This window comes from Kushneria phosphatilytica (assembly GCF_008247605.1).
Taxonomy (GTDB): Bacteria; Pseudomonadota; Gammaproteobacteria; order Pseudomonadales; family Halomonadaceae; genus Kushneria; species Kushneria phosphatilytica.
Genome location: NZ_CP043420.1, coordinates 891,780 through 918,134, shown reverse-complemented (window position 1 = coordinate 918,134; position 26,355 = coordinate 891,780). Strand labels below are relative to the sequence as shown.

Here is a 26,355-nt window from a genome sequence, read left to right as displayed (position 1 = left end):
CACCTGCAAGATGGAGCATGACACTGCATGACCCGACGCACGCGGCGCACTTCCGGTCGTGTCACGCTTGATGATGTTGCGCGCCGGGTCGGGGTCAGCAAGATCACGATCTCGCGCGCCCTGCGTGAACCCTGGCGGGTCTCGGAGGGGCTGCGTCAGCGCATTGATGCAGCCATCGACGAACTCGGCTATATCCCCAACCGCCAGGCTGGTGCCCTGGCCAGCGCCCGCAGTCGCTCGATTGCCCTGCTGGTACCCTCGCTATCCAATGCGGTTTTTTCGGAAGTCATTCGGGGCGTTGATGAAGGCTTTGTTGGCAGCGGTTACCAGGTACTGCTGGGACATACCAGCTACTCCCGCGAGGAAGAAGCCCACCTGATCGATACCTATCTCTCCTTTGGCGTCGATGGTTTCATTATTTCCGGCAGTCAGCATACCGAAAGCGCCAGACAGCGCCTGGCGCGAGCCGGACTGCCGATCTGCGAAATCATGGAGCTGCCGGAAGCGCCCCTCGATATGGCCGTCGGTTTTGACCATGAAGCTGCCGGTCACGCGCTGACCACCGCCCTGCTTGAGCTCGGTTATCGACAGTTGGGCTTCATTGGCGCCCGCATGGATTACCGCGCTCGCAGACGCTTCGCTGGCTGGCAACGTGCACTGAATGAAGCGGGATTGAGTGCAGACGCATGTCTGACGACCGAAGCCCCTTCGGATTATCGATTGGGGGGATGTCTGCTGGGCACGCTGCTGGAGCGTCATTCAGGATTGGAGATGGTCTGTTGCGGCAATGATGACCTGGCCGCTGGTGCCCTGTTCGAGTGTCAGCGCCGGGGCATCACGGTCCCCGATCAGCTCGGGCTGACCGGCTATAATGGCCTCGATATTACCGAGGCCACAACGCCGACCCTGTCCACCGTGGTCACGCCACGTCGCCGGATCGGTATTGCCGCCGCTACGCAGATGCTTTCCCGGCTGGAAAACGGCCGGGTTACGCAACCGCTGCAGGATCTCGGCTTCGAGATCGCGCTGCGGGAGAGTACCCGAGCTCGAGGCGAATGATCAGCGTCCCTGATCGGTGAGCGCGTCATCCCGGTCGACAATGGCGCGCACGCCTGCTTCCACGACATCGTGAAAGTCGACATCGATGTCGACGCGCATCGCTTCCTCTTCACCCGGCCGCTCCAGTGTGTCGAACTGGGTCGTCAGCATATCAGCCGAGAAGAAGTGCTTGCGCTCCTGCATCCGTCCGAGAATGACGTTATAGCTGCCGTCGAGAAACAGGAAGATCAGATTCTCGTCGCCCCGACGCAGGATATCGCGATAGCTGTGCTTGAGTGATGAACATCCCACCAGCACAGTCTCGTCGCGCTCGCGATAGTCATCAATCAGTTCAGCCAGCCGTTCCAGCCAGCCCGCACGATCCTCATCATTGAGCGGTTCCCCGCGGGACATCTTTTCGATGTTGTTCTGCGGGTGATACTGATCACCATCGATATAAGGAATCCCCATACGTTCGCCGATGGCATCGCCAATGGTGGATTTTCCGCTGCCCGATACGCCCATGACCACAATGCGGCGCGATCGCTTCAGTCTGTAACCTTCCGTGCCATTTGCCATGATGAAACCCCTGTTGACGCGCCATGTTACCGATAACATGGCATTGTTTCAGAGCCTGAGCAGCGTCACAAGCGCCTAAGACCAATGGATAAGGCAATACCGATAACCCTCTTCTCCCGCGGTCGAAACAGCACATTCTTCGAGGCGAACACACGCTTGTGACAACAACGATGAAAAGTGCACGCTGTTTGCACAGGGTGCTGACATACTGGCTGCCCTGTCCACTGAAAGAGTTATCCCATGTCTCCGCGCCAGTGGTGGCGGGCCATTTTCTCCCGCCTGGGACTCAAGCTGTTCATCGTTATTGTGCTGGTCAATGTGCTGGTCAGCGGTGCGCTCTATTTCACGGTCGCCCGCAGTATTGATGACAGCTTCATCGATTACCTGCGTCGCAGCCAGCAGCAGCGTCTTGATACGCTGACCACAACGCTGGCTGATGGCTATCGCGCCCATGGCAGCTGGGAATGGCTCTCCAACAATCGCGAGGCCTGGCAACGTTTGCTGCGAGTAGCCCTGGCACCACGCAGTGGTGCGCCACGGACGGAAGACAATTCACGACAACCTCCCCTGCCGCCGGCACTGGGCGATCCTCGCCAGTTTGTACTGCTTGATGAGGCAGGAACACGCATCATCGGACGTCCCGGGCCTCATGCGCATGAGGGGGAATCGCGCCGAGACCCCGGCGAACTGCGCTATACCCCCATCATGGTTTCGGGGCAGCAGATCGGCTCTCTGGGTTATCGTGCCCCGGATGGCGTATTCAACTCCATCGATCGCGTTTTCCTGCATCGTCAGCTGCGTAACCTTGTCATCATTCTGGTCACCCTGCTGCTCAGCGCCCTGCTACTGGCCGGCGGACTGGCCTTCTGGCTGGGCCGGAGAACGCGGGCGATGGCTCTGGCGACACGAGCGATGGCGGACGGAGACTATAGTGTGCGGCTGACTTCACGCGGACGCGATGAACTCTCCCGCCTCTCGCGCGACATCAATACGTTGGCCGCCTCTCTGGCGCGGGGTCGACGTGATCGCCAGCAGTGGGTTGCTGATATCGCCCATGAGCTGCGCACACCGCTGGCTGTACTGCGAGGCGAGATCGAAGCCATCGAGGATGGGGTCAGGCCCATGGACGGGCGCAGCCTGGGGTCACTGCATCAGGAGGTCAGTCAGCTCAATCGATTGGTCGAGGATCTGCGTCTGCTGGCCCAGTCCGATGCACACAATCTGGATGCCCCGATGAGCCGGCTCGATCTCGGCGCGCATCTTGCCGACCAGCTCGAAGACAGTCGTGACGCCCTTGCCCAGCACGGTATTACGCTGCAGTGCAGCCTGCCCGCCGGCATCATGATCCAGGGCGCTCCTCACCGCCTGCGTCAGTTATGGAGCAATCTGCTCAGCAATAGCCGGGCCTATACCGATTCGCCAGGCCGCCTGAAGGTCTCCCTGGTTCAAACGGACCAGCAGGCTGTGCTGACCTGGGAAGACAGCGCACCGGGTGTGCCGGATGAAGCGCTTGAGCGGCTCACCGAAAGGCTGTTTCGTCTCGACAGTTCCCGTAATCGCCGCCGTGGCGGCAGTGGTCTGGGGCTATCGATCGTCAGTGCACTGGCGCAAACCCACCATGCGACGCTGACCCCTTCCCCCTCGCCACTGGGCGGGCTGCGCTGGACACTTCGCTTTCCCCTTGATCCGCAAGATTTTGTTCGCCCGTTTGCCACTACCGTGGAGTAAGTCATGACCGAGACCGTTCTGATTGTCGAGGACGAAACCAAGATTGCCGAACTGGTGGCGGATTATCTGCGTGCCAGCGCCATGGAGAGTCACGCCATCGAGCATGGGGATCAGGTCATGACATGGCTCGAACAGCATGCAACCGATATCAGCCTGGTGCTGCTCGACCTCATGCTACCAGGCTGCGACGGCCTCACCCTGTGCCGCGAAATCCGGGCACGCTATCCGCGTCTGCCCATTATCATGCTGACCGCCCGGGTCGAGGAAATCGATCGTCTGCTGGGTCTCGAGCTGGGCGCCGATGACTATATCTGCAAGCCCTTTTCGCCACGCGAGGTCGTCGCCAGGGTCAAGGCTGTGCTGCGCCGTATAGCGCCTATCGAAGGCGGCGATGCCTCCGACAACGCGGCACTGGTCGGACTGACCCTCGACAGGGAAGGCTGGCGCGCATTGGTCGATAATTGTGACCTCGGGCTGACGGCAGTGGAATTCCAGCTGCTTTGGGTAATGGCGCAGGCGCCCGGACGCATCTTTTCCCGCGAGCAGCTGATGGATCGCATGTACCGCGATCATCGCATCGTCTCCGAACGCACCGTTGACAGCCACATCAAGAAATTGCGCCGCAAGATCGCCGACGCATGGCCCGAACGCAATATCATCCATTCGGTCTATGGCGTGGGCTACAAGTACGAACCCCAGCAGTAATGCATGCTCCTTGCATGATGGGTCGCTGCATTGTCGATTCGCTCCTCGCTGCATGCACGTTTGATGCACAACTTGCGGGAATACTGACAGCGTCAAACAGGCTCGCTCGATACCCGAACGAGCCTGCAGGGAGAAGGAGCCTCACATGAAGAAGCTGCTACTGGCGGCTGCCATAACGACTGCCATGAGTGCCAGCCTGTCACCGTTGGCCGTGGCCAACGGTCACTCCGGGAGTCAGGAGAATGCTCGCAGCCCCATGAGTCGGGATCTCGACAGAGTCTATGACAGCTGGTCGTTAAGCGATCAGCAGCGAGCGCAGATTACCCGTGCGGACCGAACCTTTCAGCAGCGCCTGCAACAGCTGAAAGCCGATGACGACGATGGCCAGCCTGATCGGGAAGCTTTCCGCAAAGCCGCGCAAGCACATCATGAAGCATTGGCAAAAGTGCTCGACCAGGATCAGTTGCAGGTGCTGAAAGCGCTTCATCAGCGCCAGCATGAAGGCCATATGAAGGGTGAGCTGATGCGTGCCCTGATTGCCAGCTGGCATCTCGATCATGACCGACAGCAGGCACTGCAACAGGCTCGCGACACCATGCGGCAGGATCTCGCCCAACTGCGTCAGCAGCAGTTCGACTCACACGCCGACAAGCGCGCCGCGTTCGAGAAGCTCAAGCAGATGCAGCAGGAACGCATGGCGAAGATTCTCGATCCCGAGCAGTTGAAAGTGTTTGGGATGATGCGTCATGTCGAGCTGCGCGGCCCGAAAGGTCATCCCCCCATGGCAGGCGCCAGAGCACTGGTGGCCAGCTGGCATCTCGATCAGGAAAAGCAGCAGGCCTTCGATCAGGCGACCCGCAGCTTCTTCGAGCAGATGAACGAACTGAAGCGCCCGCAACAGCCCTCTGCCGACAAGCCCTCGAAAGCCGATAGGCAGCAACATCATCAGGCCATGAAGAGCGCCATCGAACACTACAAGCGTCAGCTAGATGACATCCTGACGCCAGCCCAGCTGACAGCGCTGGAAGTCTTCGCCCCGCCTCACGGCCCTGCTCCTCAAGAGCCACATGGCCCCGGCATGAAATCGATGCCCATGGCACCACAGGGTCCGCAGCGCCCAACCAATAACGAGCACACCTGAGCGCACCATGGTTCATGGCCACCGAGGCCTTCATAAAATATAAAAGGGCCGCCCATCGGGGCGGCCCTTTTGCATGATCGAAAAGCGACTTTGTAGTCGATGGACCAGCGCGTCCTTACGCCGTCGCTCTACGAGTAATGTGCTGGTCGTTCAGTGGTTGGCTTTCGCGTGCCATCTGCAGCGTCAGCGTTCTCGACATATTGAGCATCTGCAGGGCATAGGAAGGCGAATGTGCATCCTTCCAGTTGCCTACCGTATCCAGAAATTCACCGCACTCCATGCAGCTGATTTCTTCCCAGTCATCATGCACATCAAGCGGTGCGTTCTGATGATTGCCGCAACGGTGACACGAAACCTGATAACCCATGACGTGTACTCCTTCCCTGGCAGTGTTTGCCAGCCTGAATCAGCTGGCACTGTGGGCATCCATGCCCGATGAAAACGGTCGATTTCCCTTCGACCAGGGCGCCTTCCCTGCGCCCGATGAACTCACCTTGGCATAGGCACACGTCTTGTACAAGGTTTTTACCCCGATTTTTTCCGGTACAAGTTTTTCCGTCGTGTCCCGACGCCCTGCACACCCTGTCTTCACGCGCTCAAAGCAGTTTGTCGAGGGTGATCGGCAGCTCACGCACACGTCTGCCACAAGCGTTGTACACCGCATTGGCCACCGCTGCCCCGACCCCGGTAATACCGATCTCGCCAATACCGCGGGCCCCCATCGGCGTGTGCGGATCCGGGATATCGGTCCACATCACCTCGATCTCGGGCACATCCATCTGTACCGGCACATGATACTCGGCAAGACTCGGATTCATGATCCGACCATTGCGCGTATCGAACTGTGTCTCCTCCATCAGCGCCAGTCCGAGCCCCATGATCATGCCGCCACGGAACTGGCTGGTCGCGGTCTTCGCGTTGAGGATCCGACCACAGTCGAAGGCGCCCAGCAGGCGGCGAACACGCACTTCGCCAGTAATTGTACTGACGGCTGCCTCACAGAAGATCGTACCGAAGGAGTGCATCGAAAAGTGCGACAGCTCCTCGGATTCGGCGGCATCGGCCTCGACGAGTACCTCACTGTGTCCGGCACGGTCCAGTATCCGTTCATAGGTTTCAAAACGACTGGCATCGCCCGGCACCCCGAGACCACCCTCACGACATTCAATGTCATCGGACGAGAGCCCGGCCAGCGGCGAATCACTGCCCACCAGTTCAAGCAGCGCTTCCACCAGCGCGCGATGGGCGGCAATGACAGCGCCACCGATCGCCGCGGTCTGCTGGGAGCCGCCGGCCAGTACCACGCCTGCCAGCGAGGAGTCGCCGTAGTTGAACTGCACTCGTTCGATCGGCACCCCCAATCGGGCTGCGGCGACCTGAGTCTGCACGGTAGCAGTCCCCATCCCCATCTCGTGGGCAGCCACGTCGATACGCACCGGACCATGGCGGCTCAGTGTGATACGCGCCGCAGCCCCGGGCATGCGCATGTAGGGATAGGTCGCCGTGGCACATCCAAGTCCGATCTGCCACTCCCCTTCATGGCGCGCACCCGGTCGAACACTGCGCCGCGCCCAGCCAAAGCGCTCGGCTCCGGCGCGGCTGGCTTCCAGCAGGTGGCGCGAAGAGAACGGTAACCCACTGGTCGGATCCCGCTCGGGCTCGTTGCGCCGACGCAATTCGAGCGGGTCGATACCGAGCTGTTCGGCGAGTTCGTCAATGGCACTTTCCAGCGCAAAGGTGCCGACCGACTCCCCCGGCGCCCGCATGAAGGTATTGGCGAGCATGTCCAGATCCGCTACCCGGATCGCCAGCTGAATATGATCGGCGCCATAGAGGCATTTGGTGGCCTGGGTAAAAGGTTCAGGCAGATTGTTGTGCGCGGTCATTGCCGCCTTGCCGGTATGAATCAGCGCCTGGAAATGACCCTTTTCATCGGCGCCGATCGCGACCCGCTGTTCGGTGCAGGCGCGCCCACCTACCACGCGATAGACGCCTTCGCGTGAGAGCGCCATGCGTACCGGGCGGTCAGCCAGCCGGGCCGCCGCCGCTGCCAGAATCTGATGCTGCCACAGGGTCTTGCTGCCGAACCCGCCACCGACAAAGGGAGAGGTCACATGAACCTGAGACTCATCGATACCGAACACCTGAGCCAGCGAGTACGCTACATGATCGACGCACTGCGAGCCGTCATGCAGTATCAGCTCATCGCCCTGCCAGGCCAGGGTTACCGCATGGGGTTCGATGGCGTTGTGATTGTGCCGCGGCGTCCTGTAGATGGCATCTACCCGGCAGGGCGCGTCTTCGAAGGCACGTTCGGCATGTCCGATCGTTACCGACGCCGGACCACCAAGGACATTACTCGGCTCTCGCGTTTCAGCCGAATCAAAGTCTGTCATGGCCGGTTCCTGCACATACTCGACCTGAAGCAGTGTTACGGCATGGTCGGCCTGCTCCTGGGTTTCAGCCAGCACTACGGCAATCGGCTGACCGTTCCAGTGCACCCGATCATTCTGCAGCACCGGATGATCGTCACCTGCCGCCCCTTTGGCTGTGGTCAGAAAGACCGGTGGCGATTGCAGTGGTGGCACGTTCTCATGCGTCATTACCAATACGACACCCGGCGCGGCTTCTGTCGCTGTCGTATCCAGCAGAGCAATACGTCCCCGGGCAATGGTACTGTAAGCCAGCGCAGCGTAGACCATGCCTTCCAGTGCAAACTCGGCCGCAAAACGGGCATTGCCGGTCACTTTCCGTGGACCATCGAGGCGCGAGAGAGGCATGCCGATGCGAGGCTGATCCGGCGCACTCAGCGGATCCGGTTGCCCGTCGGGAGTACGGTAATCCCGAGCCAGTGCCACGCCGGGATGAGCACTCGTCTGAAGATCGATGCTACTCATGACCGCTCTCCCATCAGTTCGGTGAGGACAGACACCATGACCCGTCGCGCCAGTTCGATCTTGAAACCGTTATCGCGCAGGGGGCGGGCCTCGGCCAACTCGGCTTCGGTGGCAGCTTCAAGGGTCGCGTCGGTTGCCGGTTGCCCAACCATCGCCTGCTCGGCTTTTATGGCGCGCCACGGCTTGTGCGCCACGCCGCCCAACGCCAGACGCACATCGCTGACGATGCCGTTGGTGACTTCGACAGCTGCGGCCACCGACACCAGGGCAAAGGCGTAGCTCGCCCGATCGCGCACCTTGCGATAGGTCGATCGCGCTGCCAGCGGCAGTGCCGGCAGTTCAATGGCGGTAATCAGCTCATGAGGCGCCAGCTCGGTTTCGATATCCGGACGCTCACCGGGCAGCCGATGGAAGTCGACGAAGGCCATGGTGCGTTTGCCTGCCGGCCCCTCCAGATGTACCCGGGCATCCAGCGCGACCAGTGCCACACTCATATCGGAGGGATGTACTGACACGCAGGCAGGCGAGGCGCCAAGAATGGCATGGTTGCGATTGAAGCCTTCCAGGGCATCACATCCAGCGCCAGGTTCACGCTTGTTGCAGTGCGCTGCGGTGTCATAAAAATAGACACAGCGCGTGCGCTGCAGCACGTTACCGCCAACCGTTGCCATATTGCGGATCTGGGCACTGGCACCAGAGAGCAGTGCACGGGCCAGCATCGGATAGCGCTGACGCACGCGATGATCAGCCGCCAGTGCGCTATTGGTGACCCCGGCACCGATCAGCAGCCCGCCCGCCGTCGTTTCGGTAATGCCCTGCGAGAGCGCAGTGATATCGATCAGCGTCGCCGGCTGCTCGATGTGCTCGCGCATCAGGTCCACCAGGTTGGTCCCCCCACCCAGATAGCGGGCCGCATCGTATCCAGCGGCTACCCGGATAGCCTGCTCCGAATCGGCGGCTCGATGATAATCGAACGCTCTCATGAGGAGACCTCCGTGGCCAGGGTCGAGGCAATCGCGGCTGCAATGCCGTTATAGGCACCACAACGGCACAGGTTGCCGCTCATCCGCTCGCGTAATTCATCATGACTCGGCACGATATCGGTATTGACCAGATCGACCGTGACCGCGCTCGGCATGCCTCGCTTGAGTTCGCCGGCCATGCCGACTGCCGAGCAGAGCTGTCCGGGAGTGCAATAACCACACTGGAAGCCGTCATGTTCGACAAAGGCCTGCTGAACGGGATGCAACTCGTCGTCGTGTCCCAATCCTTCCACGGTGGTGATCGAGCGATCCTGATACTGTACGGCCAGCGCCAGACAGGCGTTGATTCGCTCACCATCGACCAGCACCGTGCAGGCGCCGCATGCGCCCTGGTTGCACCCCTTTTTGGTGCCGGTGAGTTCAAGATGCTCGCGAAGCAGATCGAGAAGGGATGTTCGGAAATCGATGTCGGCCTCCCGAACCAGGCCATTGATGATCCACTGCATGTCAGGTCCTCGCTGCACGGTCACTGCTTTCCTGTCAGGGTTGTCTTTTCGAAACCCTGCGCACTCGTGACCCCCACACCAGACCCTAAGCTTTGCTACGATCCTGCAAAAGCCAGGAAGTTATCCTACGTTTGGCAGGCTCACCATGACCTCATCACCTACAGCGTCCCCCTCACTCGGGGAATTCCTGCGCTCCAGGCGCGCCGCGATTACGCCTGAAATGGCCGGATTGCCGCCAGGCCAACGCCGGCGTACACCGGGTTTGCGTCGGGAAGAAGTAGCGACACGCGCCAGCATGGGTACCGCCTGGTATACCGCGCTGGAGCAGGACCGCGATGTGCAACCTTCCGATCAGGCGCTGGCCTCACTGGCTCGAGCGCTGCTGATGAACGAAACCGAACGAGAACACCTCTACGTACTGGCCGGGCGATCCGCACCGCCCCGTCCGATCGATCGCGCCTCACAGGTCAGCCCGATCCTGCAGTGCCTGCTCAACCGTCTGGAACCGGATCCCGCCTATGTCATGGATGCCTACTGGTATGTGATCGCGGAAAACGCCGCCGCTACCGCGCTGTTCGACTTCGACTCCCCTGATGCGCGTCACCCCCGCAACAAGCTGTGGTGGCTGTTTACCCGAGAGCGTGTGGAAACGCACGAGGCCGACTGGCGCCATGCAGCACGCAGCCTGGTCTCGATATTTCGCAGACAGGCAGCAGAACATACTCACGACCCACGGATGCAGACCCTGATTGCCGATCTGCTGGACGTCAGCGATATCTTTCGGGAACTGTGGGCCGAACAGGATGTGCTCGATCTCGGTAGCGGCCGCAAATCGATGCAGCTGCCGGATGGCAACACCCGGGAATTCGACTATCTGCCACTGCGCATTCCGGATCTCCCGGGTGCCTGTCTAATGGTCTATCTGGGCGTTGACCCGCCATCAGCCAATGCCGTCGGATAATATCGGGACTCATCAGCCATCGAGTTCTCCCTTCCGGCGGGCAACCTCCAGAAAGGCCCGGCCATCCGATTCACTGAAAAAGCAGAGTGTTACTGTCATCTCCAACCGGGGTAATTCATCACGCATGACCGACAATACGACTTCAGCGGCTTCCTCGAATGGATAACCGTAAACGCCGGTGGAAATCGCCGGAAAGGCGATGCTCTCGCACCCCTTGTGCGCGGCCAGAGTCATGGCATTGCGATAACAGCTGGCCAGCAGGTGGGATTTGTCTTTCGTCTTCGCGTAAACCGGCCCCACGGTGTGGATCACGTAACGCGCTGGCAACTCGAAGCCCTCGGTGAGCGCCACTTCGCCATCAGGCAGCCCATCGGGCCAGTCAGTCTCCCGCAGTTCGCGGCAGGCCTGTTTCAGTTTCGGACCGGCTGCCCGGTGAATGGCGCCATCGACGCCACCCCCTCCCATCAGCGAATGATTGGCCGCATTGACAATGACATCCACCTCCAGGCGGGTAATATCACCGTGGATGACCTTGAGTTGCTGATCGAACAGATGTTGCATGGCAAGTATTCTCTCTGAGCGGTGCAGGTACGATCTCCTCCGGCAGCATAGTTCGCCCGGGCCATGCTACCGAGCCTGTTTTTTGCTCATCAGCCCAGGGCCATCCGACAGATCTCTGCCCACGCACTTACCGACAGGCTTTTTCTCATGCTGCCCGCTCCAGACGCATCAGGCTATAAAGTACGCCTGCCAGTCCCACGAGCAGAGCCGGTGCCAGCAGGACGGCATATCCTATGGCCCCGAACAGCCAGCCGCCACTCAATGCGCCTGTAAAAAAGCTACCGGCAATTGCCCCCTGCAACGTCAACTGTCGTGTACGTAACGGCTCTCCCACCATAAAACTGCCGATGGCGGCACCGATATCCGACACGATCCCGGTCAGGTGTGTCGTGCGAATCACCGAGCCACTGTAAGTCGCTACCATCGCGTTCTGCAGACCACAGGCCATGGAGGCGAGCCATTCGCCACCATAGGCTCGATTCAGGAACAGCAGCGTGGCCATCGCCAGCAACAGCGACTCGATCAGCAGTGCCAGACCATACTGTCGGCCCAGCTTCAATGCCTCGCTGCGCAGCAGCATGCCACTGATCATCGCTCCGACCAGAAAACTGATCACAATCAGCGTCAATTGCCAGAGTGGGTACCACGCCCGCTCGATCGTCAGTTGGGCCATCAGCGTGATGTTGCCGGTGACATGGGAGACGGCATTGCCCGCAAACCCCAGAAAGGCAATGCAATTGATATAGCCGGCACAGAAGGCCAGCAGCACGCTACCGATCATGACCCAGCCGGGTATTCGTGTCAGCACGCTGGAACTCCGTTAATCATTGGACAACCCCATCCGAGCAGTTTCAGAGCCCCCGCCTACCAGCGAAACCTTATCAGGACGCCCCTGCCAAAGGCGCGAACCGGTCGCACATTGAAGGTCTGGCATAAACAATGTATTTTTATTGAACGTTCAATCAATAAAATTTCGTTCTCATTTATCCCTTTCAACCACGTCATTCACCATCGCCAACGCATCGTTATGGCGTGCGCTGTTACAGGGGCAGCATCGATTTCATCAAAAGCAAGAGAAGACGTATGACCCATCACCCGCATGATGCCGCAAGAGACCGGCTCAACCCGGTCGTATTCTTCGGCTCTGCCATCTGTATCCTGCTGTTTTCCTTCTGGGGCATGGCCTTTACCGAGCAGGCCAATACCGTCATTTTTGCCGTACTGAAGTGGATCAGTAACACCTTTGGCTGGTACTACTTCCTGGCCGCCACACTCTACCTTGGCTTCGTCCTGGTCATCGGCTTTTCCCGGTTTGGCAGAATTCGCCTCGGCCCGAAGCATTCTCGTCCGGAGTTCAGCCTGCTCTCCTGGGCCGCCATGCTGTTCGCCGCCGGTATCGGTATCGACCTGCTGTTCTTCTGCGTCGCCGAACCCGTCACCCAGTTTCTGGCGCCGCCCAGTGGTGAGGGCGGCACGCTCGCGGCAGCCCGCCAGGCGACTGTATGGGGAATGTTCCACTACGGTGTCACCGGCTGGGGCATGTATGCGCTGATGGGCATGGCACTGGCGTACTTCAGTTATCGCTACAATCTGCCCCTGACCATTCGCAGCGCGCTTTACCCGCTGTTCGGCAAGCGCGTCGAGGGCGCGATCGGCCATGGCGTGGATATCGCAGCAGTTATTGGCACCGTCTTCGGCATCGCTACCAGCCTGGGGATTGGCGTCGTGCAGCTCAACTATGGGCTGACCTTTCTGTTCGATATTCCGCAGAGCCTCCTGGTCCAGGGAGGCTTGATTCTTCTATCGGTGGTGCTGGCCACCATCTCGGTCATCGCCGGCGTGGAAAAGGGCATCCGGCGACTTTCCGAGTTCAATGTCCTGCTGGCAGTGATCCTGCTGCTGTTCGTGCTGGTCGAAGGCAGGACGACCTTCCTGCTCAATGGCCTGATTCTCAATATCGGCGACTACGTCAATCGCTTCATGGGCATGACCATGAATACCTTCGCCTTTGATCGTCCGACCGGCTGGCTCAATAGCTGGACACTGTTTTTCTGGGCGTGGTGGATTGCCTGGGCGCCCTTCGTAGGCCTCTTTCTGGCTCGTATTTCACGCGGGCGCACGATTCGCGAGTTCGTCATTGGCACCCTGATCATTCCCTTCATTTTCACGCTGATGTGGATCTCCATTTTCGGCAACAGTGCCATCAGCATGATTCTCGATGGAGCAGCAGATTTCGGACAGCAGGCGATGAACCATCCCGAGCAGTCCATCTACGCACTACTGTCACAGTATCCCCATGTGACATGGACAGCGTCACTGGCAACGCTGCTTGGCATGCTGTTCTATGTGACTTCAGCCGATTCCGGCGCGCTGGTGCTGGGCAACTTCACCTCGAAGCTCTCCCACGTCAATAACGACGCGCCGACCTGGCTGCGCATTTTCTGGTCAGTCATCATCGGTCTGCTCACGCTCGCGCTGCTGATGGCAGGCGGTGTCAGTGCGTTGCAAAGCATGGTAGTGATCATGGGTCTGCCTTTCTCGTTCGTGATCTTCTTTGTCATGACCGGCCTCTACAAGTCGCTCAAGGAAGAAGCCTTCAAGGAAGACAGTTATCGCGCCAGCCTCGCAGGACACCTGTCGAGCCGAACCGGCAGTGAACGAGGTGCGCGCAGCTGGCGTCAGCGTCTTAATCGGGCGATGAGCTTTCCCAATACTCGCCAGGCGCAGCGCTTTCAACAGGAGATCGGTCGTCCGGCCATGGAAGAGGTCTGTGCAGAGCTGGCGCTCAAGGGCGTCTCGGTTGAGGTCATCGAAGGGGTGGATGAGCCAATTCCGCATCTGGAGCTGAACGTCGGACTCGCGGAAGAGCAGAACTTCACCTATCAGATCTGGCCGCGCGCCTTCTCGACGCCCTCTTTTGCGGTACGCGCCTCTTCCAATACTCGCTACTACCGTCTTGAGGTCTATCTGCTCGAAGGTAGTCAGGGGTATGACCTGATGGGCTACAGCAAGGAGCAGGTGATCGAGGACATTCTCGATCAGTACGAGCGCCACCTGCACTTTTTGCACGTGAGCCGCGAGGCGCCGGGTACATCGGCCAATATCCCCGATGATCCAGGCGTGGCGGCCACACAGTAATGCGGGATGCCACCACCAGTGTGACGATAAAAGGGCCACCCCTCGGGGTGGCCCTTGCCATGAGCGCCAACGGCCAGCGAGGCGTGTTCACTCCTGCAGGACAGACAGCAGCAGTTTCGCCGTGGGCGCACTCGAGGCCGGATTCTGGCCGGTGATCAGCAAGCCATCGCGCAGCTGGAAGGGCGCAAAGTCGGTGTCATTACGCTCATAGATGCCACCAAGGCGCACCAGCTCATCCTGCAGCAAATGGGGCACCACGCTGCTCAGGCCGACCGCCTCTTCTTCACTGTTGGCAAAACCGGTCACGCGACGTCCATCAACGATCGAGCGACCATTCTCGTCTTTGACGTTGAGCAGCACGGTAGGCGCATGACAGACCGTAGCAACCGGTTTTTCGGCAGCGAGAAACTCACGAATCAGACGCTGCGAGTCGGCATCATTGGTCAGATCCCATAGAGGCCCGTGACCACCCGGATAGAAAATCGCATCGAAATCCCCCGCATTAACCGTTGAGAGCGGCAGCGTATTGGCCAACTGGGTTTTGGCGGCCTCGTCACTCTCGAAGCGCCGGGTCTCGTCAGTGCTGGCCTCTTCGGTAGTCGAGTTGGGATCCACCGGTGGCTGGCCGCCGGCTGGCGACGCCAGGGTCACCTCGACACCGGCATCCCGGAAAACATAATAGGGTGCAGCAAACTCCTCGAGCCAGAAGCCGGTCTTGTGACCGGTATCACCCATGGCGTCGTGCGAGGTCAGTACCATCAGTACCTTCATCATTTACCCCCTTTGGGTAGATATCCCGATGAAGAATTCATGATGACGGCGGCGCAGATTTCAAGTAGCCAGCGCCGCCGAGAGGCGTCTCAGGCCGGTTGGGAAGCCACCGCCTGCTCGCCGCGCTTGATCACCGAATAGCTTAACCCGGTAATGACCGCGCCCACGGCAATCGCCAGCAGATAAAGCAGGGCGTGGTTGACGGCATTGGGAATCAGCATGACGAACAGGCCACCATGCGGCGCCATCAGCTGTACATGGAAGAACATCGACAGTGCCCCGGTCACCGCACCACCGACAACGCAAGCCGGGATGACCCGCAGCGGGTCCTTTGCGGCAAACGGAATCGCCCCTTCGGTAATGAAACACAGCCCCAGCACGAAGGCTGCCTTGCCTGCCTCGCGCTCGGCGGTGGCAAACTTTGCCCGCGCCAGCATGCTGGCAATGCCCATCCCCAGCGGTGGCACCATGCCAGCAGCCATGATTGCCGCCATTGGTGCATACGTCTCGCTGGAAAGCAGCCCAACCCCAAAGGTGTAGGCCGCCTTGTTGATCGGACCGCCCATGTCGATGCACATCATCCCACCCAGCAGCAGCCCCAGCAGGATGGCATTGGTCGACCCCATCGAGTTGAGGAAATCGGTCAGCGTCGAGAGGATCGCGGCCACCGGTGCACCAATCACATAAATCATGATCAGCCCGGTAAACAGACTCGCCAGCAGTGGAATGATCAGAATCGGCTTGAGCGACTCCACGCTTGCCGGCAGCTTCACATAGCGCACCACCCCCTTCGCCGAGTAACCGGCCAGAAAGCCGGCGAGGATGCCACCGATGAAGCCCGCACCAATGGTACTCGCCAGCCAGCCGCCGATCATGCCCGGCGCGATCCCCGGTCGATCGGCAATGGAGTAGGCGATATAGCCCGCCAGTACCGGCACCATCAGTTTGAAGGCACTGCCACCGCCGATCTGCATCAGCGCCGCAGCAAGCGTGCCTTCCTGCTCATAGGCCTTGATACCGAATACGAAGGAGAGCGCGATACACAGCCCGCCCGCGACCACCATCGGAAGCATGAAGGAGACCCCGGTCAACAAGTGCTTGTAGACCCCCTTCTCCTTGAGGCTGCGCGCCTTTTCAACTCCGCCACCCTGCGCGGCGGTACCACTGCCTTCACCGCCTTGCCGCTCTACTTCCGCATTGGCCAGCGCTGCTTCAATGGTCGGCGTCGCCTGCTTGAGCGCGCTACCGGTGGAAGTCCGATAGATACGCTTGCCGGTAAAACGGCTGTCATCAACCTCGATATCACAGGCCAGCAGCACCACATCCGCCTCGGCGATCTCTTCCTCGGTCAGGGCATTCTGAGCGCCCACCGAGCCCTGGGTCTCGACCCGAATATGGTGGCCCAGATTGCGTCCCGCCTGGCTGAGCGCTTCGGCGGCCATGAAAGTATGCGCAACGCCGGTGGGACAGGCTGTTACCGCCACGATATGCTGACCGCCCAGCTGCGATGTCGTGGACACCGTCGCCGGCTGCGCGTCCTCTGCGGCCGGATGCTCGGTAGAGGCCTGCTGCTCGGCGCGGGCCAATAGTCCGTCAGGATCGACAAGCGCCTGCTCAAGCGTGTCGCGATAGAGCCGGCGACCGGCAAAGGGCGAGAGATCGACCGGCACGCTGGTGGCCACTACGATCAGCTCGTCCGACGGATGACTGTCAGACTCGCCGACCGGATCGTGCTGGACTTCCCAGCCGCGGCGCTGCGCCGCCTGCTCCAGCCGGCGCGCTGCCAGCCAGGATGTGGTCGTGCCGCCCGGGCACCGGGTCACAATGGTGATTTTCATACCGGCCTCTCCTGACTACCGCTTGCGGTGGCGGCTCTCCCCCACCGGTCGATGATTGCTGCTGAGTGCGCTACGCGCATCGGGTTCATGACGGCCGCTTTCATGACACGGCCTCAAGTCGGACCTGCTCGCATAACGTTGCAAAATCGTCCCCATCACTGCGCCCGACGCCGATACGCCGGACTGCATCAGCCGACAGCGCAGTGGCAAAGCGCAAACCGGCCTCACCGGACCATTGTGACAACCGGGCATGCAGCAACCCGGCCAGCAGAGTGTCGCCGGCCCCCACGGTATTCACCACGCGCACCTGTGGCGGCCGGGCGCGCAGCATCATCGTCTGCCCGTCGGGGGTGCGGTAACACCAGCACACACCGCGCTCACCCAGCGACAAAAACAGATCATCAATGCCGCTCTCGACCAGTTGCCGCGCCGCGGCCAGTTGTTCGGCTTCGCCGTTCAGTGCCGTACCTACCCACTCGGCCAGTTCATGCTCATTGGGTTTCGCTGCCGTTGGACAAGCTTTCAGGCCGGCTATAAGCGCCTCGCCGCTGGTATCCAGCCAGACCGGAATACCCCGCTCGCGAACGAGAACGATCAGCCTGCCCAGTTGCTCCGGCACCACCCCGGGGGGCAGGCTACCGGCAATGACGACCGCCGCCGGCGAACGCGCCAACTGTTTATCAAAACGCTGTTCCAGCTGCTGCCACGCCTCGGCCGAGATGGACGCTCCAGCAGCATTGATATCGCTGACTCGGCCTGACTGTTCTGCCAGCTTGATGTTGATCCGGGTATCGCCGGGAACCCGGACGAATTCGTCGATGACGCCCCAGTCGGCGAAGGCCCGCTCGAAGACGCCCGCATTATCGCGTCCCAGGAAACCCGATACCGTCACCTCGTGACCAAGTGCGGCCAGCACACGGGCCACATTGTTGCCCTTGCCGGCAGCACTCATCCGGCTCTCGCTGGCGCGATTGACCGTACCCGGCGTCAGGGTATCGAGCGCCACCGACAGATCCAGCGCCGGATTGAGCGACAGCGCCAGCACTTCCCCCATCAGAACGCCTCCAGTGCATCACGCACCGCCGCACTGGTCGCCTGTTTCAGTGCCAGCTCGGCCTGCCGGCGTGCATCGTCGAGATTCAGCTGACGCACCCATGCCTTGACCATCGGCACCTGACGCGCTGAAACCGATAATTCATCGACGCCCAGCCCCACCAACACCGGCACGGCCTGGGCGTCACTGGCCAGTTCACCGCAAACCCCCACCCAGCAGTCATGGGCATGCGCCGCCTCGACCGTCATGCGGATCAGTTGCAATACGGCGGGGTGCAAACCATCGGCCTGCGCCGAGAGCTGGGAATGACCGCGATCGATGGCCAGGGTGTACTGGGTGAGATCGTTGGTACCGATCGAGAAGAAATCGACGTGCTCAGCCAGACTCGGTGCCAGCAGTGCACAGGAAGGCACCTCGATCATCACCCCGAGCTGGACGTTCGGCGCCCGCCGGGTATCGGGGTAAAGCTCGGCAACTACCCGCTCAAAGATGGCCCTGGCGGCAAGAAACTCTTCGACGTCCTTGACCATCGGGAACATGATCCGCAGCGGCCGCCCCTCGGATGCTATCATCAGCGCCCGCAGCTGGGTCTCCAGTACATCCGGGCGAGTCAGTGCCAGGCGAATGCCACGCAGTCCCAGAAAGGGATTGTCTTCCTGAGGGACAGGCCAGTAATCCAGAGGCTTGTCACCGCCAACATCCAGGGTGCGCGCTACCAGCGGTCGTTCCGTCCCCAGTGCTTCGAAGGCACGACGATATTCGGCCACCTGAGTCTCCTGATCAGGTGCCTGCGGATGGGCCATGAAAATGAATTCGGTGCGTAACAGGCCGACGCCCTCGGCGCCTCGTGAGACGGCATCCTCGGCATGTGCGGTATTGCCCAGGTTGGCGCCCACTTCGACACGATGCCCATCGCGGGTAACAGCAGGCTCGAAACGCGCCTCGAAGGCTTCCCGCACTCGCTGATCATGCTCGCGAATCGAGAGTTCCGTACGCGCGCGCCTGTCGCTGCCGGGTGAAGCAACGATGCGCCCTCGTACACCATCGAGAATCAGCTCGACATCATTGTTCAATGACATTACGCCGAGACCGGCGCCGACCACAGCAGGGATTCCCAGCGCTCGGGCGAGAATGGCGCTGTGTGAGGTCGCCCCGCCGCGTGCGGTGAGCATACCCTTCACGCGCCGGGTATCCAGGCGAGCCACATCGGACGGCCCGAGATCTTCGGCCACCAGGATATAGGGATGATCGGGAGGATCCGGCATCGTCACGCCGCACAGCACGCCCAACACCCGACGTCCGACATCGCGCAGATCGGCCGCTCGCTCGGCCAGCACCCGATCGGCCAGGGTTTCCTGGGCACGAGCCGATGTGTCGATCGCACGCCACCAGCCCGCTTCAGCGCTCATGTGCTCATTGATGGCCTCACGAGCCGCTTCGCGCAGTTCAGGGTCTTCCAGCATCTCCTCGTGCATGGAGAGGATTTCCGCCACCTCTTCACCGGCGGTACGAATCAGGGCTGCCAGCTGATCGTGCGCTTCGTTGATGGCCTGATCCAGGCGCGCCTGTTCCCAGGCAGCATTATCACTGTGCTCGGCATACTCGAAGGTCGGCAGCCGCATGACAAAAACCGGCGCGATCGACATGCCCGGCGAGGCAGGCACTGCCATCAGCGGGGTATCCGCCTCGGGCGGCGGCTCAGGGGCTACCGGTGTGGTGCGATTGCGCGAAGGGCGTGCTTCACTGGTGTCATTCAGCGGCGTAACCGCTTCACCGAGCCCATCACGCACCTCAGCCGCCATGGTCTCCAGTGCCTCGCGAGCGCCCTGGCCCTCGGCAGAAAACACCAGCATCTGGCCTCGCCGGGCGCCCAGGCTTAACACCCGGGTCAGACTGGCAGCGGAAACGGCCTCCCCCGGTCCATTTTCCAGTCGTACCCGAATGGGAACCGATTGACTGCGCGCAACCTGTACCAATTGCTTGGCCGGCCGGGCGTGCAGGCCATGGGCATTACGCACGCGTACACGAACGGTTTCGGCACTGCTCTTCTCACCTGAGAGACAGCTCAGCAGGCGTGCCGAATCCAGTGTTGCCAGTTGCTCGCCCTGGCCGGACTCGAGCAACTGAAACAGCCGTTCGAGTAGCGCCTGCCAGGCCCGGGTAATCTCGGTATCATCATCCACCGGACATGCCAGGCAGAATACAGCTGCCGTATCGTCCAGAGCGTGCGCTGGCGTCGCCACCCCCAGAGCCGGCTGATGGACATCCTGCTGACCCTGTACAAGCCACAGTTTCTGACCCAGTGCCACAGGCTGGGCCGCCATGATATCCACCATGAAGGCAGGACCGACACAGCCGGCATCCAGCAGTCGACCGGCGGCCATGGCAATCAGGCCCTGACGACTTTGTACTGGCACCCCCGCGGCAATCGTGCTGTCATCGAAGCGCCCCGTGATCGGCGGTCGGGACAGCAGTTCGATAACGGCTTCGGCACTCTCGGCACTGGCCAGCTGCTCAGCGACTCCGGGGCGATCCAGCACATGGGTCAGGGCGCGCAGAATGTCGAGGTGTTCATCACTCTGCGCAGCAATGGCGATCAGCAGCGTGACCCGATTACCATCATGCCACTCCACGCCCTCGGGAAATTGCAGCACCCGAATACCGGTCGCCCGGACGGAATCACGACTTTCCGGTGTGCCATGCGGGATGGCGATACCATTGCCCAGCCAGGTGGAAGACTGCGCTTCACGGTCAAACAACGCCTGCGCGTAGGCAGGCTCCCCCAGACCGGCTTCGACCAGTGCCCCACCGGCCCGGTCGAGCGCCTCGCGCCAGTCGCCGGCCGACTGCCGCAGCAGTACGGCATCGGGTGTCAGCGTCAGCATGCAGCATCCCCCTGAAGCAATAAGTCGAGCAGTGATCACGTTGCATCATGCCATACCAATCCTGTTGGCGCCGATGTAGCTGACAGGCTTGCTGAATCGTGTCACCTTATCCATATCAACATGCTGAAAGCTTTCAGTCAGGGAAGCAAGCGATTCATGGCTTCCCTGGACACAAGTCTTAGGCCGATGCTGCGCGGCACAGAGGAGAATGACAGCCATGAAACCCAGGACGCTGGCGGAAATCGCTCGCCTTGCCGGTGTATCCCGTACCACGGCCAGCTATGTCATCAACGGCAAGGCCCATCAGCATCGCATCAGCCCACGCACCGTCGAGCGGGTCATGGCAGTCGTCGATACCCATCACTTTCAGGTGGATGCCCAGGCCGCTGCCCTGCGACGCGGCGCAACCCGAACACTGGGATTTATCCTGCCGGATCTGGAGAACAGCAGTTACGCCCGACTGGCCAAGCTGCTCGAGCGCGGTGCACGCGAGGCGGGCTATCAACTGCTGATTGTGGGCTCCAATGACGAGCCCGAGACTGAACGTGCCCTGGCCCGCAGTCTGCGAGCCAGACGCTGCGATGCGCTGATCACCGCCTCACGACTCGAACAGGACAGCAGCTTCTATCGTGAGCTGATGGCCGATGGGTTGCCGGTCATTGCCGTGGACCGGCAACTCGACCCACGCTATTTCCGGTGCGTGACCAGCGACAACCGCGATGCCGCTGCCCGACTGACCACCTCGGTCATCAAAGCCGACATGATGCACATTGCATGGTTCGAGGCCGTGCCGGAATTGTCGATCAGCAACGAACGACGCGCCGGCTTCGAAGCGGCGCTCGCGGTCGGAGCCCCGCGGGCGCAGAAACAGGTGCATATTGGTCACTACTATGACCGGGTGACCGGCAATGCACTGATGCATCGCCAACTTGAACAGGCGGGTATGCCCGATGCCCTGGTGACCGCTTCCTATGCACTGCTGGAAGGGGCGCTGGATGTACTGCTTGAAGTGCTGGTAGCGCAGCCCTCGACCACGCCCCCTCGTATTGCCACCTTCGGCGACAATCGGCTGCTGGATTTTCTGCCGATGCGCGTCAACTCTCTTCCTCAGCAGCATGAGCGAATCGCGGCGCTAGCGCTCAGGCGAGCACTTGCCGCCATTGAAGGAGAGTATGAACCGGGCTGCGATATCGTCGAACGGCGCCTGATCCAGCGCTGAATACCTAACGCCGCGCAATCCGACCGGCACTCCCCATCACACCCAGCAGCGCCAGGGCGATCAATGCCAGAGCGAACGTCAGTGACGTTAGCTCGGAAATCAGACCAAGCGCCGCCGGGCCGGCCAGCAGACCGGCATACCCCAGTGTGGTGACCGCCGAAATGGCCAGTCCCGGAGACATGTCGGGTACCCGACCGGCCGCGGAAAACAGCACCGGGACCAGGTTGGACAACCCGAGCCCTACCAGCATGAACCCCACCAGCGCCATTACCGGCCAGGGCGCGATTAGCGCCACTGCGTATCCGAATGCGGCCAGCAGTGCCCCCCAGCGCAGCACCCGTATCGGGCCGAAGCGTCGAATCAGACGATCACCACTCAGTCGCCCGGCGGCCATGGTCAGTGAAAACAGCCCGTATCCCATACCGGCCAGTGCCGGTGAGGCATCGCGCGAATAACGCAGAAAGACCGCGCTCCAGTCGAGTACCGCTCCTTCCGCCAGAAAGGCAATCAGACAGAGCAGCCCCAGCACTACCACCGCACCCCGCGGCCAGGTGAATCCGGCACTCCCCTGGGGAGCCGGCGGGTCGTCCAGCAGTTGCCGTCGCCCCGCCAGCACCATCAGAGTAATGGCCACGCCACACAGCGCAGCAATCGTGACTAGCGGTAGCCCGAGCCCGATCAGCAGACTCATCAAACCAGCGCCGAGCAACCCACCGAGGCTGAACAGGCCGTGAAAGGTGGCCATGCGCGAGTGTTCGGCAACCGCCTCGATGGTCACTGCCTGGGCGTTCATCGAAACATCCATGGCACCGATCAGGGCACCAAACAGGAACAGAGCGAGTGCCAGCGTGATGGCCGTAGGCGCGATGGCCAGCAGTGGCAGCAATAGCATCGGCGATAGACCGGCCAGCACGACAATGCGTCGACTGCCGAAGTGTCGTACCAGCAGACCGCTCAATGGCATCATCAGCATGCCACCAGCTCCCAGCGCCAGCAGGATCAACCCCAGGGTGCCATCGCCGATGGCCAGGCGTGCCCGCGCCATGGGCACCATCGGCGCCCAGCAGGCAGTGGCAATGCCACACCCCAGAAAAATCGCGCCATTGGCGCGAGTCGCACACTGAAGTGCTACTGGCGCCGGAGATGAGTCCACGGATGTCAGTTCTGCGGTCCTTCGGTCAGTACTCGATACATGACCAGCGCGTCGACTGCCCCGGCGCGGGGATGGATGAAAGCCCCGGGCAGGCGCCCGACGATCTCGAAACCGTGACGCTGCCACAGTCGGATCGCGCCTTCGTTGGTCGCAATCACGCTGTTGTATTGCATCGCGGTAAATCCCAGCGCATGAGCAGTGTGCAGAGAGTGGCGACACATTTCACCAGCTACTCCCTGACCACGCGCTGCTTCGGAGACGATATAGCCGCAGTTGGCAACGTGCTTGCCGTTGCCGCCGAAGTTGGCCTTGAGGTAATAGCTGCCAAGAATTTCACCATCACGCTCGGCAACAAAAGTGGCTAGTGGCGCTTCCAGCCACAGCGCACGCGCCTGATCGGTATTCAGGTCGGTATCCAGGGCATAGGTTTCACCGGCGGCGAGAATCGGCCTGAAAATGGCCCAGATGGCGGCAAAGTCATCATCGGTGGCGGAGCGAACAGTCAACGACATGGCGGCAAATACACTCATATGTATTCAATGAAATGACGGCGCTATCAAGGATAGCGCCGTTGATCACGAGCATAGCATGCCGTCAGACGATCATTTTATTGCCCGGGCAGACGTGCCCACCAGGCCAGCAGCGCTTCATTGACTCGCTCCGGCTGCTCCAGCGGCGCCAGGTGACCACAGCGCTCGATCACAGTGAACTCTGCGTCGGATAGCGCCTCCACCATGCGCTGATGATCCTCGGGCGGTGTAATACCATCCTCACGGCCGCAGATGACAGCGGTGGGACAACGAATGGAGGCCAGAGTCGAACGACTATCGGCACGATCCATGATCGCCTGCTGCTGACAGCGGAAACCCTCGATACCCACGGCATGTGCCATGGCGCGCACGGTCGCGGTAAAGGCAAGATCCTGCTGACGCGTTTCGTGAAGCAGCTTGCCGATCAGGGTATCGATCACCCCATCAAAATCCTGCTGAGCCTTTTCGATCATGCCGCGACGCGCCTGTCGTCCCTCTGCGCTATCCGGCGCCGCAGAAGTGTCGATCAGCGCCAGTCCGGTCACTCGCTCGGGCGCCTGACGCATGATCGCCAGGGCCACATAGCCGCCCATTGAAAGCCCTGCCAGGGCAAAACGTTCAGGCGCTTCTTCAAGTACAACCTCGGCCATGGCCTCGATCGACTCATATCGGGTCAGATCGGGCACATGTATTTCGGCCCGATCAGCAAGCGCGGCACGCTGAGCTGTCCACAAGCGTTCATCATTGAGCAGGCCCGGCAACAGAATCAGGGGATGCTTGTTGGATACATCATTATCGCTGTCACTCATGACTCGGCCTCCCAGCGGGGTGAAATTTTCAGCGTAGCATTCACCTCTGCGGGTCACCTGCCAGCATCTTCAATTCGAGGTGGGCTGGTCCCGGTTCTCCCCGCTGGCCTCACCGGTACCACTGAGGTCAGCATGAATCCGTTGCAGATAGGGTTTGAGATCCTCGCCCGCCAGCGCGCCGGAACGAAATTGCTCGACCGCCCAATCCAGCAACGCGGTCGCCACCACCGTCTCCTGGCGCTCCTTGCCGGCAGCGGTCATCACCACATCCCGGCCACCGATGGTTGAGCGAATCACCGAACCATAGAGCTGACAATCAGCCAGTGCCCGTTGCACCTGCTCATTGAGCCGATCGAACTGGTCGCTGTCATCATCTCGCATGCGCTATCTCCCTGGTTGAAACGTCACGTGCATGGACCCTGGCACATCAGCGTACACAGCGCACTGCCGGACGAGACGACATCGCCATGGACAATCAGTAATTCCATGACCGCAGGATGTGCTCGACGCTCTCATCGGATGGCCGGCCATAGAACTGCAGCAGGGCCGAAGTGTGGTTGGTAAAGAAGCCATCCACCCCGCGGTTACTATAGGTACGAAAATCCTGTGGCTGGTCCACCGTATAAAGGTGCACCAGCAATCCCTTCTCATGACTCATGTCGACCATCCAGCGTTTGGCCAGATCCATATAGCTGAACTGACTGCTGAATTTTCCATCATGTTCCGATTGCACCGCCGATGGGCCAACACCTACCGCACCATTCGATTTCGCAAAATCAAGCCAATCGGCGTAAGCCTGCTGTGAAGCGACCTGTTCACGTGCGTAAAAATCAGCTGCCGACTCATCTTCACCCTTGCGAATACTCTCATCCGCCGGGATATAGCCGTCTCCCAGCCATAACAGAAGAATCTTCGGCACCTCGGGCATCTGCTGCTGCAGGTTGACCAGACTCGATTTTTCAAAGGTCTGCAGCACGACCCGACCCGGAGTGAACGCCACCCCGACATGACTTTTCTGATCAAAATTCTTCGGCGCCTGGAGTGCCTGATCCCCCATCCAGTGATGTGTCTCGAGATAAGCCTTCAGATCCGCCTCGATGCCGGGAAACTGTTTTGGCACCTTGGTTTCGATATAAAGACCGGGGTGATTGTCACCACCTTCGGCGATACTGCGTACTTCATCGAGGGTGAGGATCTTGAGTCCCTTGTAGCTTGACCGGGCACGCGCCGGATAGCGTTCGTTGAACCAGCTACCGGCATCAAGCTGTTTGAGTTCCGCCAGGGTGAAGCTGCTGATGGGATCATCGGCACGCTCGGGAAACACTTCTTCCACATTGGTGGTGCGCTTGAGCGTATCATCATGAAAGGCAACCAGCTGGCCGTCTTTTGTCCGCTGCAGATCAAGTTCGAGATAATCGGCGCCCAGTGCTCGAGCCAGCAGATAGGCCGGTCGGGTTGACTCGGGGGCATCAAAGGAGTCGCCGCGATGGGCGATCACTGCATGCCAGGGAATGCCTGATTGCTCACTGAGTCGCTTGCCCACGGCCATCGGCTCATCGGGAGCGTGCTCACTGCCCAGCGCCGGTCCGCTCAGCAGGCTGAACATGACAAGTCCTGTCATGACCTGGCGTATCACTGCATCAGCGTTCATCATCCCTTGCTCTCTTCTGTCGTTATGAGTTCTTGCCCCGGCTGCGTCACTCAACAGAGCCTGCAGCCCCTGCGGTCACATTACAGTATATGCACCCGAGAGCTGGTTGCCGCTCATCCTGTCCTTCAGGCATTTGTCACGAGAGACCGAACCATCGCGCCCGCCGCAGATAACCACGGCCGCTTACCAGCCATGGGGTTGCCACGAC

The 26,355-nt window shown here is 60.7% G+C and carries 23 protein-coding genes; 7 read left to right on the top strand and 16 right to left on the bottom strand.

The window, feature by feature from the left end; all coding sequences use genetic code 11:
- Window positions 1-27 precede the first annotated feature (27 nt).
- A complete protein-coding gene (locus tag FY550_RS04000; protein WP_070975806.1) occupies window positions 28-1,059 on the top strand; it encodes a LacI family DNA-binding transcriptional regulator in 1,032 nt (343 codons plus the stop codon).
- On the opposite strand, the gene FY550_RS03995 is transcribed toward FY550_RS04000, so the two are convergent.
- Window positions 1,060-1,617 (bottom strand): gluconokinase, encoded by a 558-nt coding sequence (locus FY550_RS03995; RefSeq protein ID WP_070975804.1) that lies wholly within the window; start codon window positions 1,615-1,617, stop codon window positions 1,060-1,062. It lies immediately after the preceding gene.
- 240 nt (window positions 1,618-1,857) lie between these two features.
- On the opposite strand from FY550_RS03995, the gene FY550_RS03990 reads away from it, so the two are divergent.
- From FY550_RS03990 to FY550_RS03980, 3 genes are all read left to right on the top strand, one after another.
- Window positions 1,858-3,345 (top strand): ATP-binding protein, encoded by a 1,488-nt coding sequence (locus FY550_RS03990; RefSeq protein WP_149054373.1) that lies wholly within the window; start codon window positions 1,858-1,860, stop codon window positions 3,343-3,345.
- Window positions 3,346-3,348: 3 nt separating this feature from the next.
- Window positions 3,349-4,050, top strand: a complete 702-nt coding sequence (locus FY550_RS03985; protein ID WP_070975802.1) for a response regulator — start codon at window positions 3,349-3,351, stop codon at window positions 4,048-4,050.
- A gap of 145 nt (window positions 4,051-4,195) precedes the next feature.
- A complete protein-coding gene (locus FY550_RS03980; protein ID WP_070975800.1) occupies window positions 4,196-5,191 on the top strand; it encodes a hypothetical protein in 996 nt (331 codons plus the stop codon).
- Window positions 5,192-5,306: 115 nt separating this feature from the next.
- Here the strand turns inward: FY550_RS03980 and FY550_RS03975 are convergent, their stop codons facing one another.
- From FY550_RS03975 to FY550_RS03960, 4 genes are all read right to left on the bottom strand, one after another.
- The gene (locus FY550_RS03975) at window positions 5,307-5,558 is read right to left on the bottom strand and encodes a hypothetical protein (RefSeq protein ID WP_070975797.1); all 252 of its coding nucleotides are present in this window, start codon (window positions 5,556-5,558) and stop codon (window positions 5,307-5,309) included.
- 229 nt (window positions 5,559-5,787) lie between these two features.
- A complete protein-coding gene (locus tag FY550_RS03970; RefSeq protein WP_070975795.1) occupies window positions 5,788-8,088 on the bottom strand; it encodes a xanthine dehydrogenase family protein molybdopterin-binding subunit in 2,301 nt (766 codons plus the stop codon).
- Complete coding sequence (locus tag FY550_RS03965) at window positions 8,085-9,071, bottom strand: FAD binding domain-containing protein (RefSeq protein ID WP_070975792.1); 987 nt, start codon at window positions 9,069-9,071, stop codon at window positions 8,085-8,087. The genes FY550_RS03970 and FY550_RS03965 overlap by 4 nt, the downstream gene beginning before the upstream one ends.
- Entirely contained in the window at window positions 9,068-9,577 is a 510-nt protein-coding gene (locus FY550_RS03960) for a 2Fe-2S iron-sulfur cluster-binding protein (protein ID WP_070975790.1), read from the bottom strand. The genes FY550_RS03965 and FY550_RS03960 overlap by 4 nt, the downstream gene beginning before the upstream one ends.
- 145 nt (window positions 9,578-9,722) lie before the next feature.
- On the opposite strand from FY550_RS03960, the gene FY550_RS03955 reads away from it, so the two are divergent.
- On the top strand, window positions 9,723-10,538 hold the full coding sequence (locus FY550_RS03955) for a helix-turn-helix transcriptional regulator (protein WP_070975787.1): 816 nt from the start codon (window positions 9,723-9,725) through the stop codon (window positions 10,536-10,538).
- 12 nt (window positions 10,539-10,550) lie between these two features.
- On the opposite strand, the gene FY550_RS03950 is transcribed toward FY550_RS03955, so the two are convergent.
- Together FY550_RS03950 and FY550_RS03945 are read right to left on the bottom strand one after the other, a co-directional pair.
- On the bottom strand, window positions 10,551-11,099 hold the full coding sequence (locus FY550_RS03950; RefSeq protein WP_070975785.1) for an O-acetyl-ADP-ribose deacetylase: 549 nt from the start codon (window positions 11,097-11,099) through the stop codon (window positions 10,551-10,553).
- Between the two features lie 145 nt (window positions 11,100-11,244).
- Window positions 11,245-11,907, bottom strand: a complete 663-nt coding sequence (locus FY550_RS03945; protein WP_084387901.1) for a YoaK family protein — start codon at window positions 11,905-11,907, stop codon at window positions 11,245-11,247.
- Window positions 11,908-12,182: 275 nt separating this feature from the next.
- Here FY550_RS03945 and FY550_RS03940 point away from each other — a divergent pair, with 275 nt between their 5' ends.
- The gene (locus FY550_RS03940; RefSeq protein ID WP_070975783.1) at window positions 12,183-14,237 is read left to right on the top strand and encodes a choline transporter; all 2,055 of its coding nucleotides are present in this window, start codon (window positions 12,183-12,185) and stop codon (window positions 14,235-14,237) included.
- A gap of 87 nt (window positions 14,238-14,324) precedes the next feature.
- Here the strand turns inward: FY550_RS03940 and FY550_RS03935 are convergent, their stop codons facing one another.
- From FY550_RS03935 to ptsP, 4 genes are all read right to left on the bottom strand, one after another.
- The gene (locus FY550_RS03935) at window positions 14,325-15,011 is read right to left on the bottom strand and encodes a type 1 glutamine amidotransferase domain-containing protein (RefSeq protein ID WP_070975780.1); all 687 of its coding nucleotides are present in this window, start codon (window positions 15,009-15,011) and stop codon (window positions 14,325-14,327) included.
- 86 nt (window positions 15,012-15,097) lie between these two features.
- A complete protein-coding gene (locus FY550_RS03930; RefSeq protein ID WP_070975777.1) occupies window positions 15,098-16,846 on the bottom strand; it encodes a fructose-specific PTS transporter subunit EIIC in 1,749 nt (582 codons plus the stop codon).
- A 100-nt stretch (window positions 16,847-16,946) separates the two neighbouring features.
- On the bottom strand, window positions 16,947-17,900 hold the full coding sequence (gene pfkB, locus FY550_RS03925) for a 1-phosphofructokinase (RefSeq protein ID WP_070975775.1): 954 nt from the start codon (window positions 17,898-17,900) through the stop codon (window positions 16,947-16,949).
- The gene (ptsP, locus tag FY550_RS03920; protein ID WP_070975767.1) at window positions 17,900-20,785 is read right to left on the bottom strand and encodes a phosphoenolpyruvate--protein phosphotransferase; all 2,886 of its coding nucleotides are present in this window, start codon (window positions 20,783-20,785) and stop codon (window positions 17,900-17,902) included. The genes pfkB and ptsP overlap by 1 nt, the downstream gene beginning before the upstream one ends.
- Before the next feature lie 217 nt (window positions 20,786-21,002).
- Between ptsP and cra the strand changes: the two genes are divergently transcribed.
- Window positions 21,003-22,004 carry a catabolite repressor/activator gene (gene cra, locus FY550_RS03915; protein ID WP_070975764.1) on the top strand — a complete coding sequence of 334 codons (1,002 nt, stop codon included), beginning with the start codon at window positions 21,003-21,005 and terminating at the stop codon, window positions 22,002-22,004.
- Window positions 22,005-22,008: 4 nt separating this feature from the next.
- Here the strand turns inward: cra and FY550_RS03910 are convergent, their stop codons facing one another.
- The 5 genes from FY550_RS03910 to FY550_RS03890 all read right to left on the bottom strand — a co-directional run bounded on the left by FY550_RS03910 (window position 22,009) and on the right by FY550_RS03890 (window position 26,102).
- Window positions 22,009-23,157, bottom strand: a complete 1,149-nt coding sequence (locus FY550_RS03910) for an MFS transporter (RefSeq protein WP_199287846.1) — start codon at window positions 23,155-23,157, stop codon at window positions 22,009-22,011.
- A 5-nt stretch (window positions 23,158-23,162) separates the two neighbouring features.
- A complete protein-coding gene (locus FY550_RS03905) occupies window positions 23,163-23,687 on the bottom strand; it encodes a GNAT family N-acetyltransferase (RefSeq protein WP_233350269.1) in 525 nt (174 codons plus the stop codon).
- Between the two features lie 77 nt (window positions 23,688-23,764).
- The gene (locus tag FY550_RS03900; RefSeq protein ID WP_070975762.1) at window positions 23,765-24,496 is read right to left on the bottom strand and encodes an alpha/beta fold hydrolase; all 732 of its coding nucleotides are present in this window, start codon (window positions 24,494-24,496) and stop codon (window positions 23,765-23,767) included.
- Between the two features lie 69 nt (window positions 24,497-24,565).
- Window positions 24,566-24,877, bottom strand: a complete 312-nt coding sequence (locus tag FY550_RS03895; protein ID WP_070975759.1) for a hypothetical protein — start codon at window positions 24,875-24,877, stop codon at window positions 24,566-24,568.
- Between the two features lie 94 nt (window positions 24,878-24,971).
- On the bottom strand, window positions 24,972-26,102 hold the full coding sequence (locus FY550_RS03890) for a glycerophosphodiester phosphodiesterase (protein ID WP_199287845.1): 1,131 nt from the start codon (window positions 26,100-26,102) through the stop codon (window positions 24,972-24,974).
- Window positions 26,103-26,355 lie beyond the last annotated feature (253 nt).